Origin of the sequence: Salinicoccus sp. Bachu38, from assembly GCF_038561955.2 — a bacterium.
GTDB classification, from domain to species: domain Bacteria; phylum Bacillota; class Bacilli; order Staphylococcales; family Salinicoccaceae; genus Salinicoccus; species Salinicoccus bachuensis.
The window spans coordinates 1,897,967-1,919,544 of record NZ_CP138333.2; the positions used below are offsets into that span (position 1 = coordinate 1,897,967).

Below are 21,578 nucleotides of genomic sequence, written 5' to 3' on the forward strand. Positions count from 1 at the left end.
TTAAAGATGAATATATTGTCTTTTAAGCTTCAATATTCTTATTTTAGTTTTGATCTGATTCATTCCGGTCAATCAGGCGGATTAGAACCTTCATATGATGCACCTCTTTCTTACTCTTCTAGCTCCGGTGCATCCGTTTCATATAGTTCCATGCTCGATTCTCCATCATATTGTTCAATCAGGCTCGTTTCTTTCCCTGGGTGCTCTTCGAGAATATCTAATTGATCACGATACAAATAATCGATTTCTTTTAATCCATCCAGAGGTTCAGGGTTATAGAAACGCAGTAAATCTTTCATCAGAATTTCGTTGGAATGGTTTAATTCTTCTCTCGCTTCGTCTCTATAGCGATAAAGTTCTTCCAATTCTTCTTCGGTAAATTGATCCTGCAGTGCCTCCCCTGACTCTGTATCATAGATTTCCTGTTCAAAGAAAGTATATTCCGGCGTCACTACACGTCCATTTCTGAGTGGGACGGCATTATCGTGTTCTTCTGATAAAATATCCTGCCCCATAAATAAATAGCCATCTGTTTCCATGCCCAATAAATGCATTAAGGTTGGAAGCATGTCCACCTGACCACTGTATGTGTCAAACACTTCACCATTTTCAACGCCGGGAACATGCATGATGAACGGCACTCTTTGCATTTGAGTGTCATGGTATTGATTCCACTCCTCCGGATCTTCACCCACTAAAGGTGCCAATTCCGGGTTTCTCATATCGGAAATACCATAATGGTCACCATACATGACTATGATTGAATCCTCATATAAGCCGCTTGACTTCAAGTAATTGAAAAATTCCTCCAACGCCTGGTCAGCATAATGTGCTGTAACGAAATAATTGTTAATTGTGTCATCCTCTGTTTGGGCAGCTGGAAACTCCACATTTTCCTCATCCAAAGGGTAAGGGAAGTGATGAGAGACGGTGAGGAACTTGGAGTAGAATGGTTGAGGCAGCTGTTCAAGATACTCTACCGAATCATGGAAAAACAATTTATCTTTCAAGCCATATTCCATTGATCTGTCCCCGGACACATCATAAAACTCGGCATCAAAGAAGAAGTCATAGCCGAAACTTCGGTAAGTATCCGTCCTGTTCCAAAAAGAGCCGACATTTCCGTGAAAAGCAGCTGAGGTATATCCCCCATGCTGTGCCAAAATATTTGGCGCTGAATGAAATGTATTTGTGGATCCCAATGATTGAAAAACACTACCTTGAGGGAGACCGTACAATGACAACTCCCCTAAAACTTCAGCGTCTGATGACTTGCCCTGGCCGGTCTGATGGAAAAAGTTTTCAAAACTGTATGAGTCCTCATTGTCATATATACTTGAAAGAAATGGCATGACTTCGTGGATTTCACCATATTCATCTTCCAGCTCGTAATCAATTAAAAACTGCTGCACACTTTCCAACCCAATCACAATAACATTGCGATCCTCTGCCGCCCCAAAGTATTCTGGATTTGGTGCTGCATGGTTTTCGGCCGAAAAGTTAAACACCTTCGCTAAATCTGACTCGTCGGCACTCACTCGCATCTGGCTGTTTTGCGATGATTGGAAAACATCATAACCGGTAAAGAAATTCAAACCTAAGTATTTAACTATATAATTCCTGTCAAAAGTGCGCGTTAATAATTCAGGGCGATCAATTTCCGCCAATATCAGGTTCCCTGCCAAAAGTAAGACACCCACTAATGTAACCGAGACTTTTGTACGCCTCTTAAGTTCTTTCCTATCTTCAGCGATCGGTGCCTCCTTTTTATAAAAGAACAAATAGACAAACAACATGATATCGACCCAGTATAAAAAGTCCCAAACCCTCATCATTTCAAATGTAGAAGTAAACAAGGCGGAGGTCACATTATTAGTACTCGATACAATATTAAATGTCAGAAAATCAGCGAACTCCCTGTAATATAGTATGTTCACATATAATAATACAGTCATGAACAGTAACATTATGAACATTGCCCATTTTCTTAAACGTGGACTACTAAAAAATAGCGCGATGGACAACAGTATGACGCCGGTCGCAACCGGGTTGATGAACAATATGATGTGTTCGAATATACCCGATACGCCTAAACTGAATTCAATCCAGTAAGCCATGTATGTTTTCAACCAGAATAAAAAAAGGAACAGGATGAAATATCCATAGCGTTTATTCAATAATTCTTTTATGTTTGACATATTTTCACTTCCTTATTCTCTATCTTGTCTCTTAACCTCCAATGATTCATAAAGGTTCCATACGGATCATTCATAGTGAATTAAGATAGAGTAAAATATAAGAAAAACCCTCAAACAGGCGGGGAGGGTTTGGTGACGGGCAACAAGTAAAATTGAAATGCCTTAATATCAAGAGTTGCAATAACTTAACATCAATATATCGACAGTTACTTCATCCACTTAATTGAGGTGTTATCCCTTCTGCAGAGCCTATATTGATGATTCTTGTCTTTTCACTTACAGCCTCGGATTTTTACAAATACTTTACGAACTTTATCAATACTCTTTATTATAGAACAATATGTAGTTTTTAAGCAAAAAATACTCGTTTATTAACAATGGCATTTACAAATATTTAATAAAGAAAAACAATTTAGCATTAATATAATTTCGTTTGTCAACGTCATGCCACTCGCACGCACAGTCGATACTGTAGGAATGTGGATAACTTACCCATTTCTGACCACTATGTTCATTTTCAGATTATCACTCTTAAAACGGTTATACAGGATCACTCTCCACTTTGAATGGGCTGATTGCGGAAGCACGCAGAAACTCAAGAAGCCTTGAGCTGCCATCCTATCACTTCGGACAAAAAATCATTTGGAAATCAGATTGAGAAAGAGTGATCCTGTCTTCATTCATTCTGGAGTAGGCGCATTAAAAGCCGGGTATGTATAAACAAGCTGTAATTCCTGTGGTGAAGCAGGATTTATGACCACAGCTGTTGGGGTTTATTCTGTATGTTTTGCGAAATGAATAGGACTGAAGGGATTTTAAATGACAATCCGGACAAAAGGCTTTTTCAAAAAACTGGTCCACTATTCCTTAAAAGATAAAGTGTTTGATATGGCTGCACAGCTCTCTTATTTTTTGCTGCTTGCGATATTCCCGTTTTTGATTTTAATATTTACCTTAATGCGATTTCTGCCGATCTCGACCGGGTCAGTACTGGATTTTATCAGGCCGTATGCACCAGAGGGGTCAATGCAGTTGATTGAAGACAATTTGTATCAGGTGCTCGAGGTTACAAGGGGAGACTTATTGTCGATCAGTATGGTAGCGACGATATGGCTGTCGGCAATGGGTGCCAGTGCATTGGTGCGGACATTGAACAGTGCGCACCGGGTGGAAGAGAGCAGGCCTTTCCTCAAGGCTCTTGGTGTTGCAATTCTGCTCACCATCGGTATGATCCTGGGTGTGATCATTTCTTTAATATTGCTGGTGTTCGGAAGAGAGATTGGGTTGTCCATTTCTTCCTTATTAGGAGTCGATCCCAATTTCCTGCAGGATTGGAACACATTCCGCTGGACTTTCAGTTTTATTATATTAGTAGCCCTCGTTGCAGCTCTATATTACTTTGTGCCAAATAAAAAATTACGTTTTCTCCACATCATTCCCGGCACATTGTTTGCTGTGATTGGATGGCAGCTGGCTTCGCTTGGGTTCTCATACTATGTGAGTATCGCTGATTATTCCATTATTTACGGAAATCTTGGAACCATCGTTATTTTACTGATCTGGTTATATTTATCTTCTCTGATAATTTTAATAGGCGGTGAGATCAACGCCATCATAAGCGATAAAAAGAGTGGAAGATAACTTTGAAAGTAAAATTTAAGAACCTATTAAAATTAAAACAATCTCAGGAGCTGGATTACTCCTGAGATTGTTTTTAATTAAGGGTCAGGACCTATATCCCAGACCCACCCTCTACTATTTTGCGCGGTTTAGATACCAGCTGCCAAGTGTCAGGTAAGCTGCGAATGTTGTCCATAGTGTATACGACAGCAGAATGATGCCGGCCAGTCTGCTCACTTTGAAGAATTTCAATAATACAGCGTACATCGTAACCCAAATCATAATACTGTTCACCACTGCCAGTTGACGCTTTCTGAGACGAAAGAACAGGAACGACCAAGTGTAGTTGATCAGAAGATGAACCTTGAACAGTCTGCTTGCCTTACGGTCCCCTTTTCTATTGACCAGGGCGTGTGCCAGTCCCATCGTCAGATAAAGGAAAGTCCACATGGGGGCAAAAATTTTACGTGGCGGGGCAAATGGCGGCTGTTTGAGTTTCTTGTATTGTCTTGGTGCCGATCTAGTAGATAATTTCCCGACCGTTTTACCTAATATGAGCGGAGTGACAAGATGAAATACAAACTGGATGATTGGTTTCATAGAATATCCTCGTTTCGTAATTTGATAACAAGTATATACTATATTCAGGTTATGGTAATATTGAGCGATCTCTGGAGAGCGTAGAATATTTTGTGTAAATGAATAATATGAACGATGCAAATGAAAAATAAAAAACCTGGCAGAAATACATTCTGCCAGGTTTTACATATTCAATTAATTATTTTATTCTTCCTCAAAACTATGCTTAGCGAGCTCTCGTTCATAAATGAATAGCGCATTATTGTCATCCTTAATCCGTTCAATATAGTCGATATGACGTTCGAAAGTGGATTCTTCCTCAACCTGTTCATCCAGGAACCATCTGATGAATGATAATGTAGCATACTCTTTCTCTTCAGTCGCAATATCAGAAATGTTGTAGAAGGATTCCGTGACTTTTTTCTCCTGATCCAACCCTGCTTTGAAAGTATCCAGGATGGAATCATAGTTAACCCTTGGAGCTGGAATTTCTTTAAAAACAGTATGAATTCCACGGTCATTCAAATAATTATAAAGTTTCATACCGTGGAAGCGTTCCTCCTTGGCCTGCTGGATATAAAAGTTCGCGAAGCCATCATAACTTCTGGACTCACAATATGCACCCATAGCCATATACTCATGTGCTGCTGCAAATTCATTGTTCATCTGATCATTCAATGCTTCTTTAAGTTTTTCCGATAACATATTATACGTGCCTCCCTTTGGATTGCTTATTTATCATTACCCTCTCATCACTAAATATATCATTTGCACCATCAGCAAAAAGCAATCATGTCTGTTCTCTTAACACCATTAATATAATATATACCGTTAACTATTTGGGAATGGAAAATTGCATGCAGCATGTGTATAGAAGATTTAAAGATCTTCGTATTGTGACTTTAGAACCCAGCCTTCTTCTAAATGATATTGAACAACCTTAACTTTTCTTCAAAACTGTGACGTCTATACATAAGAAAACCTCCCAAATTTACAGATTTTTCATTTCATCTGTAAACTTAGGAGGCAGCACCTCACATAAATGTCTGCTTCCTTAATATAATCAATCTTCTTAATTTGATGTCATTAAAATAAGGTTGGGTGCCTTCAGAGAATAATGAATTATTCAGCGTCTTATTCTGAGCCTTCACCTGCTTCAGTAATCCTATAGATCAGACCACCATCAGTGGTTGCAATAAGCGCGCCATCCTCAGTTACAAGAATATCACGGAAACGTTCGCCCTCTTCAGTCAATAGACGTTCTTCTCCAACGATGGTGTCATCTTCAATAACGACACGTACGATATAGTTCGGTGCTAAACCACCGATGAACAAGTTGTTCTCCCATTCAGGAATTGCGTCGTTGTCATAGAATGACATACCACTTGGTGCACTTGTCGGATCCCAATAATATCTTGGTTCAACAAAGCCTTGCGCCTCGTGTTCTGAAATACCCTCATTGATCAATTCACCAGTGTACTCGATACCATAGGAAACGATTGGCCATCCATAGTTATTACCTGGTTCAATAATATTCAGTTCATCCCCGGCCTGTGGACCGAATTCAACAATCCATAAGTCTCCTGTTTCAGGGTGGAAGTCCACACCTTGAATATTACGGTGACCGTAGCTGTAGATACCGTCCAGTGCGTCTTCATCTTCGATGAACGGATTCGAATCTACTGGTTCCCCATCTGGTGTAATGTGGATTACTTTACCCAGGTAGGCATCCAAGTCTTGTGCACGTTCGCGAATCGGATCATCTGAACGTTCACCAGTTGTCAGGAACAGGTTGCCATCATCATCAAAGATAATGCGTCCACCATAGTGCAAGGTACCTTCATATGCTGGTGTTGCCTGGAAGATCACTTCAAAATCTTCAAGTGAGGTTTCATCTTCTGACAACATGCCTTTACCGACAGCAGTTACAGTACCACCTTCGATATCCTGAGCAAATGTCATGAATACTAATCTTGATTCATCAAAATCAGGTGCAATGGTTACATCAAGCAAACCACCCTGATCTTCGCTATTCACTTCTGGTGTACCTTCGATTGGGTCGGAAACAGAGCCATCTTCAAGGTTTACGATAAGAAGTTCTGCTGAATCCCTTTGTGTAACAAGCAGGCGGTTCGTATCAAACTCTTGCATACCCCAGGGTACGCCAAGGCCCTCAACAACAACTTCCACATCAAGTTCTGCTTCAGTCTCTACTTCAGGTGCTCTTGTCTGTTCTGGGAATGCTGGTTCAAAATCAGTAACTTTTGGTTCAGTTTCTGCTGATTCAGATTCAGTATCTGTACTTTCATCAGCACTTTCTTCTGTTGCTTCTTCGGATTCTTCACTCTCTTCTGTTGTTTCCTCCGATTCTTCAGTGGATTCCTCAGTGGATTCCTCAGTTTCTTCTGTCGCAGTATCCGATTCTTCAGTTGATTCTTCGTCTGAAGTACCACCATTGCCACATGCTGCCAAAGCCAATACAAAGATCAGCATCAGAAGGAACGTTAATCTTGACCATGAAACTTTCCCCATCGTTTTTCCTCCCCTTTATATAATATTTAACTGAATATATTAAAATCCAGTCCTTAATACCCAGCATCAAAAATGGTTAAGACTTTCATATCATAACTAAAATTATAAACTCCTTTGTATATAATTTTATCACAATTATCTGAAAAATTTAATGATAAATTTACTATTTTCACTATAAATGGAATTATACCATGTACTGATTTAGGTGATGATTTGCATTATAATTTAAAAAACCAGCTTATCTCTCATCAAGACAGCTGGGTTTTAAAGCTGGTTATGCAAAATAAAACTTATAATATATGCAATTTATCGTCAAAATTGACATATTGGCCCTCACAGGACTTAGTTACAGTACAAAAACTCAATAAGTTCTTAAAATATTATACAAAGGTAATTGTACGAGTTTTTGTACCCCTAATCTATAGTAAAAGCAACCATATTTCACCTTCTTCTAATATTCCAATAAAGGGTCGTTAAATAAACATTAAGTTCGTCATATACTTTCAGAAAGCACAAAAAATGTACAATTCAAAATAGTATAATTATAAAATAGATTAGAAGATAACAAAAGGAATAGAACTAGTTCCTTCTATACACATTACCAGTATATAGAACAATTTTGTCAGTGAATTCGATATCGAAGATTACTTGATAGCGGAGCATACAGATGACTTAACCTGATTAAAATTATAATAATGATTAAGTTTTTTACATAATAAAATTTTTAATCAATGATATAATTCATTCAGGTGATAAATATGGATGATGATTTTAATATTCTTTATATTTTAGTATTTTATTTCCAGTTTAATAATCTTTACATTGTATATTTTAAGTAGGACTTAAACAGATACTAATAGTGATATTGATTTCACCGATCGTTATTTTGTCCATCCAACTTTAAGGAACCCAGCTTATCTTTCCCACAAAAGCAGCTGGGTTTCTTAAATATAGTGCAAATCATCTCCTAAATCGGTGCAAAATAATACCAAAAGACACCGCTTAATATAAAAAGCTGCAGTTCGTTGGAGCTGAGCAATTTTAGAAGAGATAGATAACTCAGGAAAGTAGAGAAAAAGAATAAAACTTCATCCCATTTAGTATTGGGATGAAGTTTTTTAAATATTGGTAAGGGCTTATTAAAAAGTGCCGAATGTGTTTCTATTTAACTGTACAATATCATCATGTGTCATGTTTGGTGTAAACTTTGACATGATTTCATTTTTTAGAACATATGATTTTTCTTTATCTGCGTCTTTCAATGCTTGAACCATTTGTTCTTTATTTAATTCCGTACAATATGCTGGAGTACCTGGCTGTTGTCTCCATGATTCCTCCAATGTACCACCATCTACCGCCTCAAAGCCGAGTTCTTCAATCAGGTCCATCACTTTTTGTTTATGAGATTGATCGTCACTCGCAACTGCGTATGCAATACGGTCTGATTGATTTGCTGATTGTAGTGTGTGTGCAAGTTGATTGTTAAAGGCTTTCACTATATTGCGGTTTAATTGATTAGAAACCCAAACACTTTCGACTTCACCTTGATCTAATGCTTCAATATTTCCGTACATCATCGGATAATAGTTGGATGTGTCTACGACCACAACGTGATTTTCTAATTGTTTGACAGTATCTTTTACTAAATCTATTGCTTGAATGGGAATAGATAAGATTAAGATATCAATATCCTTTGATACTTCTTGCAGTGTTACCTTCTGACTTTGAACATTTTTATCATGAAGTTTTTCAACACTTCTAGCATCCGCAACTTTTACATTATGATTAGCATTTATTAATCGTTTTTCAATTCCTAAAGCAATGGGGCCTGCCCCTATAATTCCAAAATTCATACGGTAACCCCCCTATTTTTTTGCATATCCTTGGTTTTGTAAAAACGACAACATCATTGGTTGTTGACTTCTTTCTAAGTGATTTGCTATATGATCACTCCACCCTTTCACAACTCTTGCGGTGAATGGAGCACGTATGGGTCTATTGTGATAGTATTCTTTCATCTCTTCATCGTATTCCTCAATATCGCTCATTGAAAATGGTTCATATTTGTTTTCATGCATAACGACCGATTGGGGGAGTCTTGGTTTTCTTGTGCTCGTTTCTTCTTTAGGATGACCAATGCACAGTCCAACGACAGGGATGACATATTTAGGCAGTTCTAAAACCTTGGTTATTTCCTCGATATTCATTCTAACTCCGCCGATAAATACACCGCCGAGTCCCATTGATTCTGCGGCAACCATCGCATTTTGTGCCATTAGTCCAATATCCACCGTGCCGATTTGTAAGAACTCTGTATATGTTAAATCGACATTCGGTGCTATTATATGGTTTCTATTGAAATCGGAACAGAAAATCCAAAACTCTGCAGCATCTTTCACGTATTGCTGTGGTCCACAAAGTTCTGTAATTTTATCCCTGGCTTCTTCATCTGTAATACGAATAATAGATACTGTCTGTAATAAACTAAACGACGAAGCCTGATTGGCAGCATTGAAAATATCATTGATTTGTCTTTCTGTTAACGGTTTGTTCTCAAAGTCTCTGACAGAACTGTGATTTTGCATTAATTCAATCGTTTCATTCATTTTAAATACTCCATAATATTATATTTATTATCTAACACCATATTGATAAGGCACACCCATATTTTCTCTTAACGTGGGACCCTCATAATCTTTATGAAATAAACCTCTCTCTTGTAATATAGGAATAACTTGTTCAACAAATTTCTCCACACCATCATGTAAAGAATCAGGTACAATCGAGAAGCCGTCTGTTGCGCCACTCGTGAACCATTTTTCTAAAAAGTCAGCGACTTGTACAGCTGTCCCTGCAACGACTGGGTGGTAGTTAATCACGCCATGTGCAAGAATATCTTTTACGGATAGACCTTTTTGGATTAACTCCATTACACGTTCTGCTCGTGGGTCCATCATATTCGGCGATGTCTGACGAACAAGCTCTTGTGGTAATGGTTGATTAATATTAATATCATTGATTGAAATTCTTAAATTCACCATCATGCCCAAATATTGGACACGTTGCGCCGTTTCCATTTCTGGAGCATAATCCATAATTTGGCGTCGACGCTCTAAGGCTTCTTCCTCAGTATCTCCAATTGTAAACATAAATCCAGCCAGCATTTTAATGTCTTCTCCACTACGACCATGACGTTCTGCACTCTCATGTAATGCACTTCTGTGCATTTTAGCATCTGCGATTGTGTAAGGGTTCGCATAGACACCAGAGGCATATTTACCAGCCATTTCTATTCCTTTTTCTCCGCCGCCGGCTTGAAAAATAGGCGGTTGCCCTTGTGGCGAAGCAGGGATTGGTAATGGACCTTTTGTTTTAAAATACTCACCATTGTAATTTGCATAGCTTACTTTAGACATATCGGCATATTCACCAGTTTTTTTATTTAAAACCATGGCACCTTCACCAAAACTGCCCCATAATGTCTGAACGGCTTCTATCGCTTCATAAGCCATGTCGTAACGTGTTTCCCGAGGTAACATTCTTGTACCGAAATTTTCAGCAACACCACCCATAGAGGATGACACCGCATTCCAGCCGATGCGTCCACCACTCATAACATCTAATGTCTTCATCGTACGTGCGGTATTGTATGGATAACTATGAGTCGTAGATACTGTTGAAACCAGCCCGATATTGTTCGTTTCTCGTGCGAATGCTGCAAAAGAAACAAGTGGATCCATCTGATGCATCGGTGATTGATTACTTAAATCGTTCGTTAGTGCAGGTGTGTCTGCTGAAAAAATCATATGGAATTTACCTTCTTCAGCTTTTTTCGCAATACTTACTTGATAATCCATATTTGTGTAAGCATCTGCTGATGCACCAGGTAATCGCCATGATCTAAACTCACCACCGTAGCCAGATACAAATTGTAATGCTAAAATCATTTTTTTACCTTCATTACTTAATGTCATCCATACTTCTCCTCCAATATTGTGCTAATATATATTTAGTATTGTAACTACATATTATATTGATACATTAAATATATGAAGTAGGCAATTATTATTAGCGTAGTACATTTTTTTGTACTTATGTGTAATGGAGGGCTTTATTTGACGAAAATATGTAAAGATGGCATCGATCGCTCGTTGATAAAACCAGAGTCAGAAGCGTATGGACTTATGTATACGCAAGACATCTTATCTGGAAAATGGAAGTATATTATTTTGTGGTACTTAGGTGAAGAAACGAAACGATATAGTGAAATTAAGAAATTTTTAATGAATATTTCCCAGGGTTCTTTAACGAAACAGTTAAAGGAACTTGAAGAGGCGGGAATAATTTTACGAAAAGTATATCCTGAAGTACCTCCGAAAGTGGAATATTCGTTGACGAATAAAGGTAAGGGAGTACTACCGATCATAAAAACGATGATTGATTTTGGAAATGAATATAATGAGTATAAATAAGATAGAATCATCCTTTAGAGTAATCAGCAGGGAATTATCATAAATAAAACCTTATTATATTTTTGGTAGGATGTACTTTTACAAATGCTATTGATTAAGGAAAGCAACCTCTCAGTTAATGAAGAGACAAGATTGGTTGAAGATGATTGAGAGATGAGAGATTGATATTTGATATGGAGCAATTTAAAAAATTGGTTTTATAAACTTGTTTAAACTACTGGATAGACGTTGATAACTGATTTTCACGATAATATTTTAAATAAGCTAAATTATATATTGCCTAATGGAGGGAAATCTATGCAGATCTCTGTAGATTGTGATATCCGTGAATCTTTAGATAAAGTATCATCCAAGATGCGTCGGGATTATAGTGAAAACTTAAGAGAACTTAATCTTTATGTGGGACAGGACAATTTACTTGCCCGTTTATGGGCAGGAGATGGAATCACTCAAATGCAATTATGTGATCATTTGAAGTGCGAACCGCCGACGGTCACCAATATGGTTAAATCGCTGGAACAAAACGGGTTTATACTCCGTAAGCGTGATGGACAAGATGGCAGGGTGATGCGGATATATCTGACTGACAAAGGGAAGGCATTAGAAAAACCGGTTGATTTCAAATGGGAGCAGCAACAAGAAAAACTGCTGCATAACATTTCATCGGAAGAACGTTTGGTATTAAGGGATTTGATGAAACGAATGGAGAGAAATTTGTTTTAGGTCTCTTTGACTACTTACTCAGCGAGGTAAGTAAGTGGATTGAGGAGGTTTAACTTCACCTTTTTCAATGGTCCTTAAAAAAAGGTCCAGGACATTTGACGAAGCTCGAAGGTGCGTCCTCATATGCATGGAAGAACATCCACGAATAAGTGTAAAAAAAGATTGTTTGCTATTTAGACTCAAAAACTATCAACTTATCATCTGCTGAAGAATTTGCTTCGAAAGTAACTATATAAGCAATTGCGAACGTTGAAGAAAATGGAAATGTTCATAGTCGAGGGTGGCATGGGTAACTATTCAAACAGTTCTTCTGCGGCGATCCATTCGGAAGAAATTGTCAGTGCCATGGCTTCAGGATTTCAAAACGTCTTTTTATTTACAGTGATAATAGGATACTTTATCCGCCGAGTCATAGTTCGGCGCGAAGTAATAGATTTACCACATTAATACTATAGAAACCGAAGGATTCGTTAATAGCTAGAAATGCATCTTACTTAAGAAGAAATCCTGACTATGACAAATTAAATCTGCTAGAAAAAGCGAGTCAAGTAGTATTCCATTTGGTGTGGGAAGCATGTTGTCTAAATGAAATACAAAAAAGTGAAGACCAGTAGCTACCTTTTAAGCTACTGGTCTTCATTGATTTATTTTTACCAAACAATAGTTTCAATCTAAATTAAAGTATGGAGGTAAGAAATAGAAGGTACAAATAGATGTACTTAGTGCATTTACATTGCCCTCTTCACAATCTATAAAAGAAAATTGTATGATTGAAAGCGAGCGATAAAACTCAACCGAATGAATAATCATCAAAAGTTCAGCACTTGTTGATTATATATTTAGCAGGCTAAATAAATTATATCACAGGAGAAGAGTGATGAGAAATGAGATGAGGGATTAGTTGATGAATTTATTAAAGGAGGGAGTATGAGGATAATACGCTTCGAGGTAATCTAGAACTGTCTGATTCCGAAAATATATCTAAAATGATCAAACAAGCAAAAAAGAGATATGAAGAGAAAAATTCTATTTATGAAAATAAAAGATTAACAGTTCAAGTATCTCTGTGGTGCTTGAAATATAGAATAATAAAAGTGATAAGGTGGATTAGAATATTATGAAAAACTCTTGGAAATTTAAAATATACTTACTCGCGCTAATCAGTCTGCTTGTGGGAACATCAGAATTTGTTCTTGTAGGTATTCTGGATAAGGTGGCTGATGATGTAGGGATTACCGTATCTGCTGCCGGGCAACTCGTTACTGTGTTTGCGCTTGCTAATGCAATAGGAACACCATTGATTATTTTAGCTACCTCAAAGCTAGACCAACGAAAACAACTTCTACTCGCTCTGGTCTTCACTGTAGTAGGCAGTTTAATGACCGTATTGCTTCCCGGATATATTCTATTAATGATTTCGCGAATTGTGCTTGCACTAGGAATGGGTGTCTTTATTGTGACTGCTTCGTCCTTCGCCACAAAATTAGCGCCATCTGGCCATCAAGCTAGTGCATTGGCTACAGTGGCAATGGGCTTTAGTGCCTCATTAGTGTTAGGAGTACCTATTGGTCGATTTATTTCTGATGCTTATGATTGGAAGGTTATATTTTGGGCTATTGCATTCATGGGCTTAATCGCGATTTTTGCTATTGTAAAAGCCATTCCCGTAACCGAAGGAGAGACCCCGATACCACTAAGAAAACAACTGGCCATTTTGAAAAACCCTAAAATTACGGCTCTTTTTCTTGTGACATTCTTTGTATTTATTGGATATGGTGTATTCTACACGTATGTTACACCGTTTATTAATGTAGTTTCACCTATGAGTAATACAGCATTAAGTCTAGCTCTCTTAGGTTTTGGTCTAGCAACTTTAGTTGGATCGAGACTAGGCGGATTTATGTCAGATCGTTTGGGGATTAATTCAACGTTATTTTTGGGCATGGCAGTCAACACTCTTACATTGATACTGCTTGCTACTATAGCTGGTGCTCATGCTATTACTGTCTTATTACTTCTGATTTGGGGCACGGCGGCTTGGACTTCAGGGCCAACATTACAATACAATCTTGTAGAACTCGCACCTAAGTCTTCTGTCATCATTTTAAGCTTGTCCAGCTCATTTTTACAATTAGGAATGGCTAGTGGAGCGGGGTTAGGTGGGATTGCAACCAGTCAATTAGAAATTCAATCCATTGCTTGGATAGGAGCTACAGCTATTTTAATAGGAATGGTTATTTTAATAATGTCTTTAAAATTATCGCTATTTACTAGAAGTAAATCGGTCAGTCAATAGGCATTTGATTATTCTGCTATTGGCTCTTTACTGCAAACCAATTTTGCCCATGTTATTCATCACTCTAGTTAAATTACTAACCAGCTTTATAAAGGTAGATAATCATTTTCTTATGATTATCTACCTTTAATGCATCCTAAAAGAGACTATTCCATCCCCTAACAAGCTTATCTTAAATATATTGAATATCCATCTACGTTGTTGATAGGACCAAAAGCGTTCATTTTTGTATTACGCTTATTATTTAAGGTGCAAGTCCTTTCATCGAATTGGAAGATTTGTTTGTCATTTCCTGATAGATTTTTACGGAATGAAACCTATGAAAGATTGATTAATTTTATTGAATTCGATTTCTCATCACATTTACATGACTTGCTGGCTTTGCTGAAGAATTGAATAAAAGGAGATGGTTCACATATGAGGGATTGTTGGAAGTTACTAGAGATAGGTAGAAAGAATCCTACAATCTTAAGAAAGGTTGAGGGTATCAATTTATGTGAAAATTAACGATTGAAATATGAGTAGAACTAAAGTCAAATGTTACATTAATTTTTGATTGCGTAAAATATGTGTTTAATTTAGGTAGATCCTAAATAGACATTAATAGGATATTGATTTTACTGATTATCACTTTCGTCTTTATTTTGCACCTTTTTTGCATGTAAATGGGGAAACTCCAACGCCTTTGTTAAGAAAAGGATATTGGAGTTTTTTATATTCTTACAGCGACTATCGATAATTCCTCATATGTAAACTGGTAAATCAGATTCACCAAAGTAACGGAATACCCCCTCATATAATATGATGACCAGAAAACATTCGAAATCCGATGAATAACATTACTTTTGAGGTCTTCACTTTCACTTTTCCGGTTGTTTTCCGTAAAGCCAGTTATTTCACTAAACTTTACTCGTACTTTTTTTAGAAAATCTCTCTACTAATTGGATTATCGTCATCTCCTCAAAGCAGGCGGCGTTTCTTCTGTTTTCTGAAGGGCATGCCGGAGTAATTCTCTACACTGTGGGATAGACTGCTGTGCAATAAGCCCGGTGCCGAATGCAACAATGACAGTACCGACACCAATTGGTCCGCCGAGTAGCCAGCCAATGGAAGCAACCGCCACTTCTATGAGCGCGCGGACTGTTTTAATGCTCCAGCCTTATTTTTCAACAAGATAAAGCATTAGGCCATCATGTGGTCCTGCACCCATTTGCGGGGATACGTAGAGGCCGATTCCATAGGCGTAGACAAACAACCCTGCAACAAAAACAGGCACTTGGACCATTAGCGATTCAAGTTCGGGAAGCAGCAGGTTGAAAATGTCAATAAAAACTCCGATCAGCACCATATTTAAAACCGTTATAACTATTGTCAGCAAATATAAGATTGATGTTTTATCCATTATTCTCTCTGCAATAGGCTTCGGTGGAATCGTTTTTGGATTCAGTTATGCGGGCGATGAAGGTTGCTCAAGTCCAATTGTTCTGGCTTCCCTTGGAATAGGTGTCCTTGCACTCGTTATTTATATTTTACGCCAGTTGACCATTGAGGATCCTGTAATTCACTTGAAAGTGTTTAAGCATCCGATGTTTATCCTAGCTGTTGTAATCACGCTTTTTGGCAATATTATAGGTTTTTCTGCACATATTTTGTTGCCGCTGTTTATGCAGGGCGGACTTGGTCTATCTGCGTCTGCAGCTGGGCTACTTCTGCTACCGGGCGGAATGATAAATGAAATAATGTCAATGGTTAGGCGCATTTTTGACAAATACGGGCCCGGGGTACTTGTTATTGGAGGCTTTGTGATTAGTACGATTGCTTGTATATTTTTTGCGAATGTATCTCTCATGACCGACGCTTATCTGACCATATTCTTTTTCATGCTATTAATGGTAAGTTTGTCCATGGTTCTTGTTCCTTCTCAAACAAATGGGCTCAATCAGCTAGAACCAGACTTATATCCCGATGGTACGGCAGTCATCAATTCAATGATCCAGACGTCTGGAGTGATAGGTACAGCACTTGCGATAAGTATTTTGAATATAAGCCAACATGCATTCTTAAGTGATATTTCCGATTCTTATAATGCTGTGAACAAGGCTGAAGCTCTGATTACAGGCGTTCAGAATGCGTTTACATTTTCAAGCATCATTTCCATAATCGATCTTGTCTGCTCTTTATTCATTAAGCGGGCAAAAGCTGGAATCGAATGAAATCTCAGTCGGAAATCATATGCGCTGCTCCAAATAAAACCGATGAGCCGAATTTTGTGAGAAAACTTTCCTTTTATATGCTAGAGTAGCAGTATATATATGGCAAAAACACGGAAAGTTAAAAAGCAAAGGAGATGGATTATGACAAAGATCATTTTTTCAACCGAAAGTGGAGCAGATATACCGACGGATTTAGCACAAGTCTACAATTTCCAAATCGTCCCGATGCACGTCATCATGGAAGGGACCGATTATTTGGATGGATTCCTCCCTGTTGAAAAAATCTATGATTACTACAGACGGACGAAAAAGATCCCATCGACCACTTCCACGAATACCTATGAATACACGGATTTTTTCGCTGGAATCAAAAGGGATATTCCAGATTGCGTCATTATTCATATCGGCTACACATCAAGGGCTTCATCGTCTTTCCAGAACGCAGTGTTGGCTGTTGAAGATTTTGATGATATTTTCTTGATTGATGCCCTGAATGTATCAGGCGGGCTCGCGGCTGTCGTGCTGCATGCCGGGCGCCTGCTAAAAGATAAACCGGAAATCGAACCTGAAGAACTGATTGCGGAAATTGAAGCAGCGGTGCCAAAATCGCGCCTGTCGTTCATTCCGGGCAGCCTGGACTTCCTGCGCGCTGGCGGCCGGGTTTCGAATGCCGCTTATATCAGCGGATCACTGCTGAAAATCAAACCGATGATTGAACTGATTGACGGGAAACTGGTATCCACCAAAAAGTACCGGGGACACATAAACAGGGTATCTGTAAGGCTATTCCAAGACTATTTAAAACAGTATGATATTGAACGGGACTATCTCTATTTTCTTTATACCCTCGGACTTGATGAAAACATTCAACACCGAATCACTAAAATGGCTGAAGAAAACGGATTCCGGAATATCAGGTGGATTGAGGCTGGAGCCGTCATTTCTACACACGCCGGTCCCGGCGCTTTCGGAATTGCCGGTTTAGAGAAGTGATTCCCTAAAATAGAAAGGTCTGCAGCTAAGTAGCTGCAGACCTTTCTATTACTTTTTTATGCTGTATACAGTCCCATGACCGATGCTTATCTGATCATGTTCTTTTTCATGCTATTAATGGTAAGTTTGTCCATGGTTCTTGTTCCTTCTCAGACAAATGGGGTTAATCAGCTAGAACCAGACTTATATCCCGATGGCACGGCAGTCATCAATTCAATGATCCAGACGTCTGGAGCGATAGGTACAGCACTTGCGATAAGTATTTTGAATATAAGCCAACATGCATTCTTAAGTGATATTTCCGATTCTTATAATGCTGCGAACAAGGCTGAATCTATTATTACAGGCGTTCAGAATGCGTTTACATTTTCAATCATCATTTCCATAATCGGTCTTGTCTGCTCTTTATTCATTAAGCGGGTAAAAGTTGGAATCGAATGAAATCTCACTCCTCTGCCTCGAATAACTTATTAATACTATTAAGTCATACTTTTATCTTTCTATCATAATGCTCAGGAAATAAATGGTAGTGTAGTCCAGATTCATTTCACCTATAAAACTGTCCGTAAAAGTACACTTTTACGGACACTTCGAAAACATTTGGAATAGATCAAAATGATAGTTCGTAAACATACTAAATTATTTTACGAACGTTCAATTATTTACATATACTTTTACGGACGGTTTCCATTTATAACTAGAAAAATAATCTTCTGGTCAAACAATTTGTAGATGTGTGTCACTTTACTTACTATATGAGAATGATTTTACTTAATAAATAGTAATTGATTATTTGGCTAATTAAAAATAACTTTTCATTTTAATATATGAATATATCAAAATGAGAAAAAAATTATTGTTCTTCAAATCTGAAATTCACAGCCTCATGTAGTTGTTGTTGTGCCTCCTTTAACGACATATTGGTTTGTAGCCAATATCGTATAAAACCAACAATACCATTTGTAAAATAAATAAGATGTGGAAGATGATAAGTTTGTTTAAGTAACTCTGCTTCTTTAACACTAGAAGATAGTAAGACATCGGCTAATTTTTGTAAAAAATGCCATTGTTCTTGCAATAATAAGACTTTAATAAATGTCTTATATTCTTCAATCGCTTTTAAAATTTGATCCGTAAACAATTTTGATTCATTTTTTCCAATATAATTAAAATCCTTAACAACAGGGCGACAACTTTTTTCAACAGCATCAATGATATCATCGAAAATTGATTCTAAAAGATGGTCTTTACTATCGTAATGTAGATAAAAAGTATTTCTAGAGCATTCTGCTAAACGACAAATATCGCTGACAGATATTTTTGAATTAACTTTATTCGACAATAAATCAAGATAGGCCTGACGAATTATTTTCTCACTGCGTTCAAATCGTTTATCCATATTTCCACCCTTTCTATGACACATCGTTCCATTTTGTCACTTAAGTGACAAAATGCATTCTTCTGTACTTTTTAATTTTAAATGACAAGTGTACTATAAAATTTACAATAGGATTTAATAAAACACAATAAAAATTTTTGTAACTATTATTTTGAGATTTAAAACATAGAATATAGCAATGGAGGGATAACGATGAACAACTACTTAGATAATTCAAACAAACAAATTAAGCTTGCTATGATGTTCGTAACTGGCTATGGTGGCGAAAGCTATTCTTGGCGTTTTAGTGAAAGTGACCCAAAGGCTTATACGAATATTCAAACATATATTAAACTCGCTCAAACCGCAGAGAAAGGTAAAATTCATATGCTATTTATAGCAGATACTCCTGGAATAACTGGATCAGGGGTTAACGGTGACATGGGCCGTAACTCACCAATGTTTGTCATGGAACCTATGACAATATTTTCAGCCGTTGCGTCTCACACAAGTAAAATCGGTTTAGTCGCAACATACTCAACGACTTACAACTTACCCTATAATTTAGCACGTCAACTTAAGACGTTAGATCATATTAGTAATGGTCGTATTGGATGGAATGCCGTGACAACTGGTACTAGAGCAGTCGCATACAATTTCGGCAATGAACCACTGCCTGACACATCAACACGTTATGAAATGGCGGACGAAATGGTAGAATCCGTTCAATCACTATGGGGTAGCTTCGGCAAAGATGCTTACATCGCAGACAAACAATCTGGTGAATTTATCAATATGGAAGAAGTAATACCTGTTAATTATCAAGGTAATTATTATCAGACTCAAGGGCCACTTGCTATTCCACCAACACCTCAAGGGCAACCACCTATTTTTCAAGCTGGTCCAAGCTATGAAGGTATTGAATTAGCAGGTAAATTTGCAAGTGGTGTTTACGCTAATCCATTTACAATTGATGATGCTAAACACTACCGTATGATGTTAAAAGAAAGTGCGATTAAACATGGTAGGAAACCAGATGAGATTAATATGTTCTCAGGATTTATGGCTACCGTTGCAGATACTTACGAAGAAGCACTTGAACGTCGTTACGAACTATTAGATTATATGTCTGAAAATGAATATAACGAACAAATTTTGTATTTATCAGCAATGATTAGTATTAAATTAAGTGAAATGAATATAAATGAACCATTACCTCAATTCTTACAAGATCAAGCAAGACCTAATCCAAGAGATCCACGTTCAAATAGAGCAGTAGAATTGATCAAAAAAGGCTTAAATCCTAGAGAAGTACTCGCAAATGGGATAATCAATTATCATCCAGTCGTTGTAGGAACTCCTGATGACGTTGCAGACTTCATGGAGACATGGTTTAAAGCAGGCGCAACAGATGGTTTTTCAATTGTTCCAGAAAGTCAAAAAGGCATCGAAGACTTTGTAGAGAAAGTTGTCCCTGTATTACAAGAAAGAGGCATATATCATGATGATTACGAGGGAGATACATTACGTGATCATTTAGGTGTGCCAGAACAGTATGGCATAAGAAAATAAGACTTCGCGGATACTTTTTAAAATAATCGATTACCTCAAGCTAGAAAGGTTGAAATAAAATGAATGAAACAATTAATTTATTACAAAATCATAGTTCAGTACGAAAATTTGAGAACAAACCCATACCTGAATCCCATATAGATGTAATCTTTAAAGCAGCTAATCAAGTCTCATCCTTCAGCTTATTACAAGTTGTCTCAATTATTCGAATTACTGATACAAATTTAAGACAAGAAATCATGGAAATCAGTGGACATCAACCCTATATTAACGAAGCTCCAGAATTTTGGATATTCTGTTCTGATTTTAACCGTAATCACCAAATAGCACCTGAAATAGATATCTCTTACGCAGATTTTCTTGAGATTGGATCAGTCGATGTCGGACTCATGGCACAAAATGCTATGGTTGCAGCGGAATCATTAGGACTTGGTGGTGTATATATTGGTGGTGTCAGAATTAATATTGAAAAGTTAACAGAATTACTAGCTTTACCAAAACATGTTGTCCCACTTGTCGGTTTGTGTATTGGATATCCAGAGGAGGAAAAGGCGCCAATCAAGCCAAGATTACCGAAAGATATTGTCATGCACAATAATCAATATGAACCTTTCAGTGTTGAAGATATTGAGGAATATGATGAAAAAATGAAATCATATTATAAAAATCGACCAATCAAAGCACCATTTTCAACACGAACAGTCAAAGGATGGAGTGAGCATATCAATGAGCACTTAGCTAGAAGCTATGATCCTAATATGCTTGAATATTTAAATAATCAAGGATATATAAAAAAATAAGTTTTTATAATAGAGTGTGCAGAAGACAACCATATTCTGTACATCTATTTACTTTATAATTTAATACAAAATCAACAATTATTTAGGCAGAAGTAATCTCATTCTCATATACCAAGCAAAGTGACAGATGTGTTTTTCTCTCTTAAATTTATGTTTGATTAGAGTAGACCCTAAATATACAATTCAGGCTATTGATTTCACT

The 21,578-nt window shown here is 37.4% G+C and carries 17 protein-coding genes; 9 read left to right on the forward strand and 8 right to left on the reverse strand.

Annotated features, from left to right (window positions below):
• Positions 1-110 precede the first annotated feature (110 nt).
• Entirely contained in the window at positions 111-2,198 is a 2,088-nt protein-coding gene (locus tag RQP18_RS09750; protein WP_342387501.1) for an LTA synthase family protein, read from the reverse strand.
• A gap of 819 nt (positions 2,199-3,017) precedes the next feature.
• On the opposite strand from RQP18_RS09750, the gene RQP18_RS09755 reads away from it, so the two are divergent.
• Positions 3,018-3,839 carry a YihY/virulence factor BrkB family protein gene (locus tag RQP18_RS09755; protein ID WP_342387502.1) on the forward strand — a complete coding sequence of 274 codons (822 nt, stop codon included), beginning with the start codon at positions 3,018-3,020 and terminating at the stop codon, positions 3,837-3,839.
• A 114-nt stretch (positions 3,840-3,953) separates the two neighbouring features.
• Here the strand turns inward: RQP18_RS09755 and RQP18_RS09760 are convergent, their stop codons facing one another.
• The 6 genes from RQP18_RS09760 to RQP18_RS09785 form a co-directional block, all read right to left on the reverse strand.
• The gene (locus tag RQP18_RS09760; protein WP_342387503.1) at positions 3,954-4,418 is read right to left on the reverse strand and encodes a TspO/MBR family protein; all 465 of its coding nucleotides are present in this window, start codon (positions 4,416-4,418) and stop codon (positions 3,954-3,956) included.
• Between the two features lie 183 nt (positions 4,419-4,601).
• Entirely contained in the window at positions 4,602-5,102 is a 501-nt protein-coding gene (locus tag RQP18_RS09765) for a ferritin (protein WP_342387504.1), read from the reverse strand.
• A 429-nt stretch (positions 5,103-5,531) separates the two neighbouring features.
• Complete coding sequence (locus tag RQP18_RS09770; protein ID WP_342387505.1) at positions 5,532-6,929, reverse strand: PQQ-dependent sugar dehydrogenase; 1,398 nt, start codon at positions 6,927-6,929, stop codon at positions 5,532-5,534.
• 1,139 nt (positions 6,930-8,068) lie between these two features.
• On the reverse strand, positions 8,069-8,782 hold the full coding sequence (locus RQP18_RS09775) for an NADPH-dependent F420 reductase (protein WP_342387506.1): 714 nt from the start codon (positions 8,780-8,782) through the stop codon (positions 8,069-8,071).
• Positions 8,783-8,794: 12 nt separating this feature from the next.
• Positions 8,795-9,535 (reverse strand): oxygen-insensitive NADPH nitroreductase, encoded by a 741-nt coding sequence (gene nfsA, locus RQP18_RS09780; protein ID WP_342387507.1) that lies wholly within the window; start codon positions 9,533-9,535, stop codon positions 8,795-8,797.
• Positions 9,536-9,562: 27 nt separating this feature from the next.
• The gene (locus RQP18_RS09785) at positions 9,563-10,903 is read right to left on the reverse strand and encodes an NtaA/DmoA family FMN-dependent monooxygenase (RefSeq protein ID WP_342387508.1); all 1,341 of its coding nucleotides are present in this window, start codon (positions 10,901-10,903) and stop codon (positions 9,563-9,565) included.
• A 141-nt stretch (positions 10,904-11,044) separates the two neighbouring features.
• On the opposite strand from RQP18_RS09785, the gene RQP18_RS09790 reads away from it, so the two are divergent.
• The 6 genes from RQP18_RS09790 to RQP18_RS09815 all read left to right on the forward strand — a co-directional run bounded on the left by RQP18_RS09790 (position 11,045) and on the right by RQP18_RS09815 (position 18,067).
• Positions 11,045-11,401, forward strand: coding sequence for a winged helix-turn-helix transcriptional regulator (locus tag RQP18_RS09790; protein ID WP_342387509.1), 357 nt, complete (start codon positions 11,045-11,047; stop codon positions 11,399-11,401).
• Positions 11,402-11,698: 297 nt separating this feature from the next.
• Complete coding sequence (locus tag RQP18_RS09795) at positions 11,699-12,124, forward strand: MarR family winged helix-turn-helix transcriptional regulator (RefSeq protein ID WP_342387510.1); 426 nt, start codon at positions 11,699-11,701, stop codon at positions 12,122-12,124.
• Positions 12,125-13,241: 1,117 nt separating this feature from the next.
• On the forward strand, positions 13,242-14,420 hold the full coding sequence (locus RQP18_RS09800) for an MFS transporter (RefSeq protein ID WP_342387511.1): 1,179 nt from the start codon (positions 13,242-13,244) through the stop codon (positions 14,418-14,420).
• 1,319 nt (positions 14,421-15,739) lie between these two features.
• On the forward strand, positions 15,740-16,633 hold the full coding sequence (locus RQP18_RS09805; protein ID WP_342387512.1) for a hypothetical protein: 894 nt from the start codon (positions 15,740-15,742) through the stop codon (positions 16,631-16,633).
• A gap of 141 nt (positions 16,634-16,774) precedes the next feature.
• Positions 16,775-17,626 carry a DegV family protein gene (locus tag RQP18_RS09810; protein ID WP_342387513.1) on the forward strand — a complete coding sequence of 284 codons (852 nt, stop codon included), beginning with the start codon at positions 16,775-16,777 and terminating at the stop codon, positions 17,624-17,626.
• 75 nt (positions 17,627-17,701) lie between these two features.
• On the forward strand, positions 17,702-18,067 hold the full coding sequence (locus RQP18_RS09815; protein WP_342387514.1) for a hypothetical protein: 366 nt from the start codon (positions 17,702-17,704) through the stop codon (positions 18,065-18,067).
• A 412-nt stretch (positions 18,068-18,479) separates the two neighbouring features.
• Here the strand turns inward: RQP18_RS09815 and RQP18_RS09820 are convergent, their stop codons facing one another.
• Positions 18,480-19,025, reverse strand: a complete 546-nt coding sequence (locus tag RQP18_RS09820) for a TetR/AcrR family transcriptional regulator (RefSeq protein ID WP_342387515.1) — start codon at positions 19,023-19,025, stop codon at positions 18,480-18,482.
• Positions 19,026-19,217: 192 nt separating this feature from the next.
• Here RQP18_RS09820 and RQP18_RS09825 point away from each other — a divergent pair, with 192 nt between their 5' ends.
• A complete protein-coding gene (locus RQP18_RS09825) occupies positions 19,218-20,576 on the forward strand; it encodes an NtaA/DmoA family FMN-dependent monooxygenase (protein ID WP_342387516.1) in 1,359 nt (452 codons plus the stop codon).
• Between the two features lie 59 nt (positions 20,577-20,635).
• Entirely contained in the window at positions 20,636-21,376 is a 741-nt protein-coding gene (gene nfsA / locus RQP18_RS09830; protein WP_342387517.1) for an oxygen-insensitive NADPH nitroreductase, read from the forward strand.
• Positions 21,377-21,578: the final 202 nt, after the last annotated feature.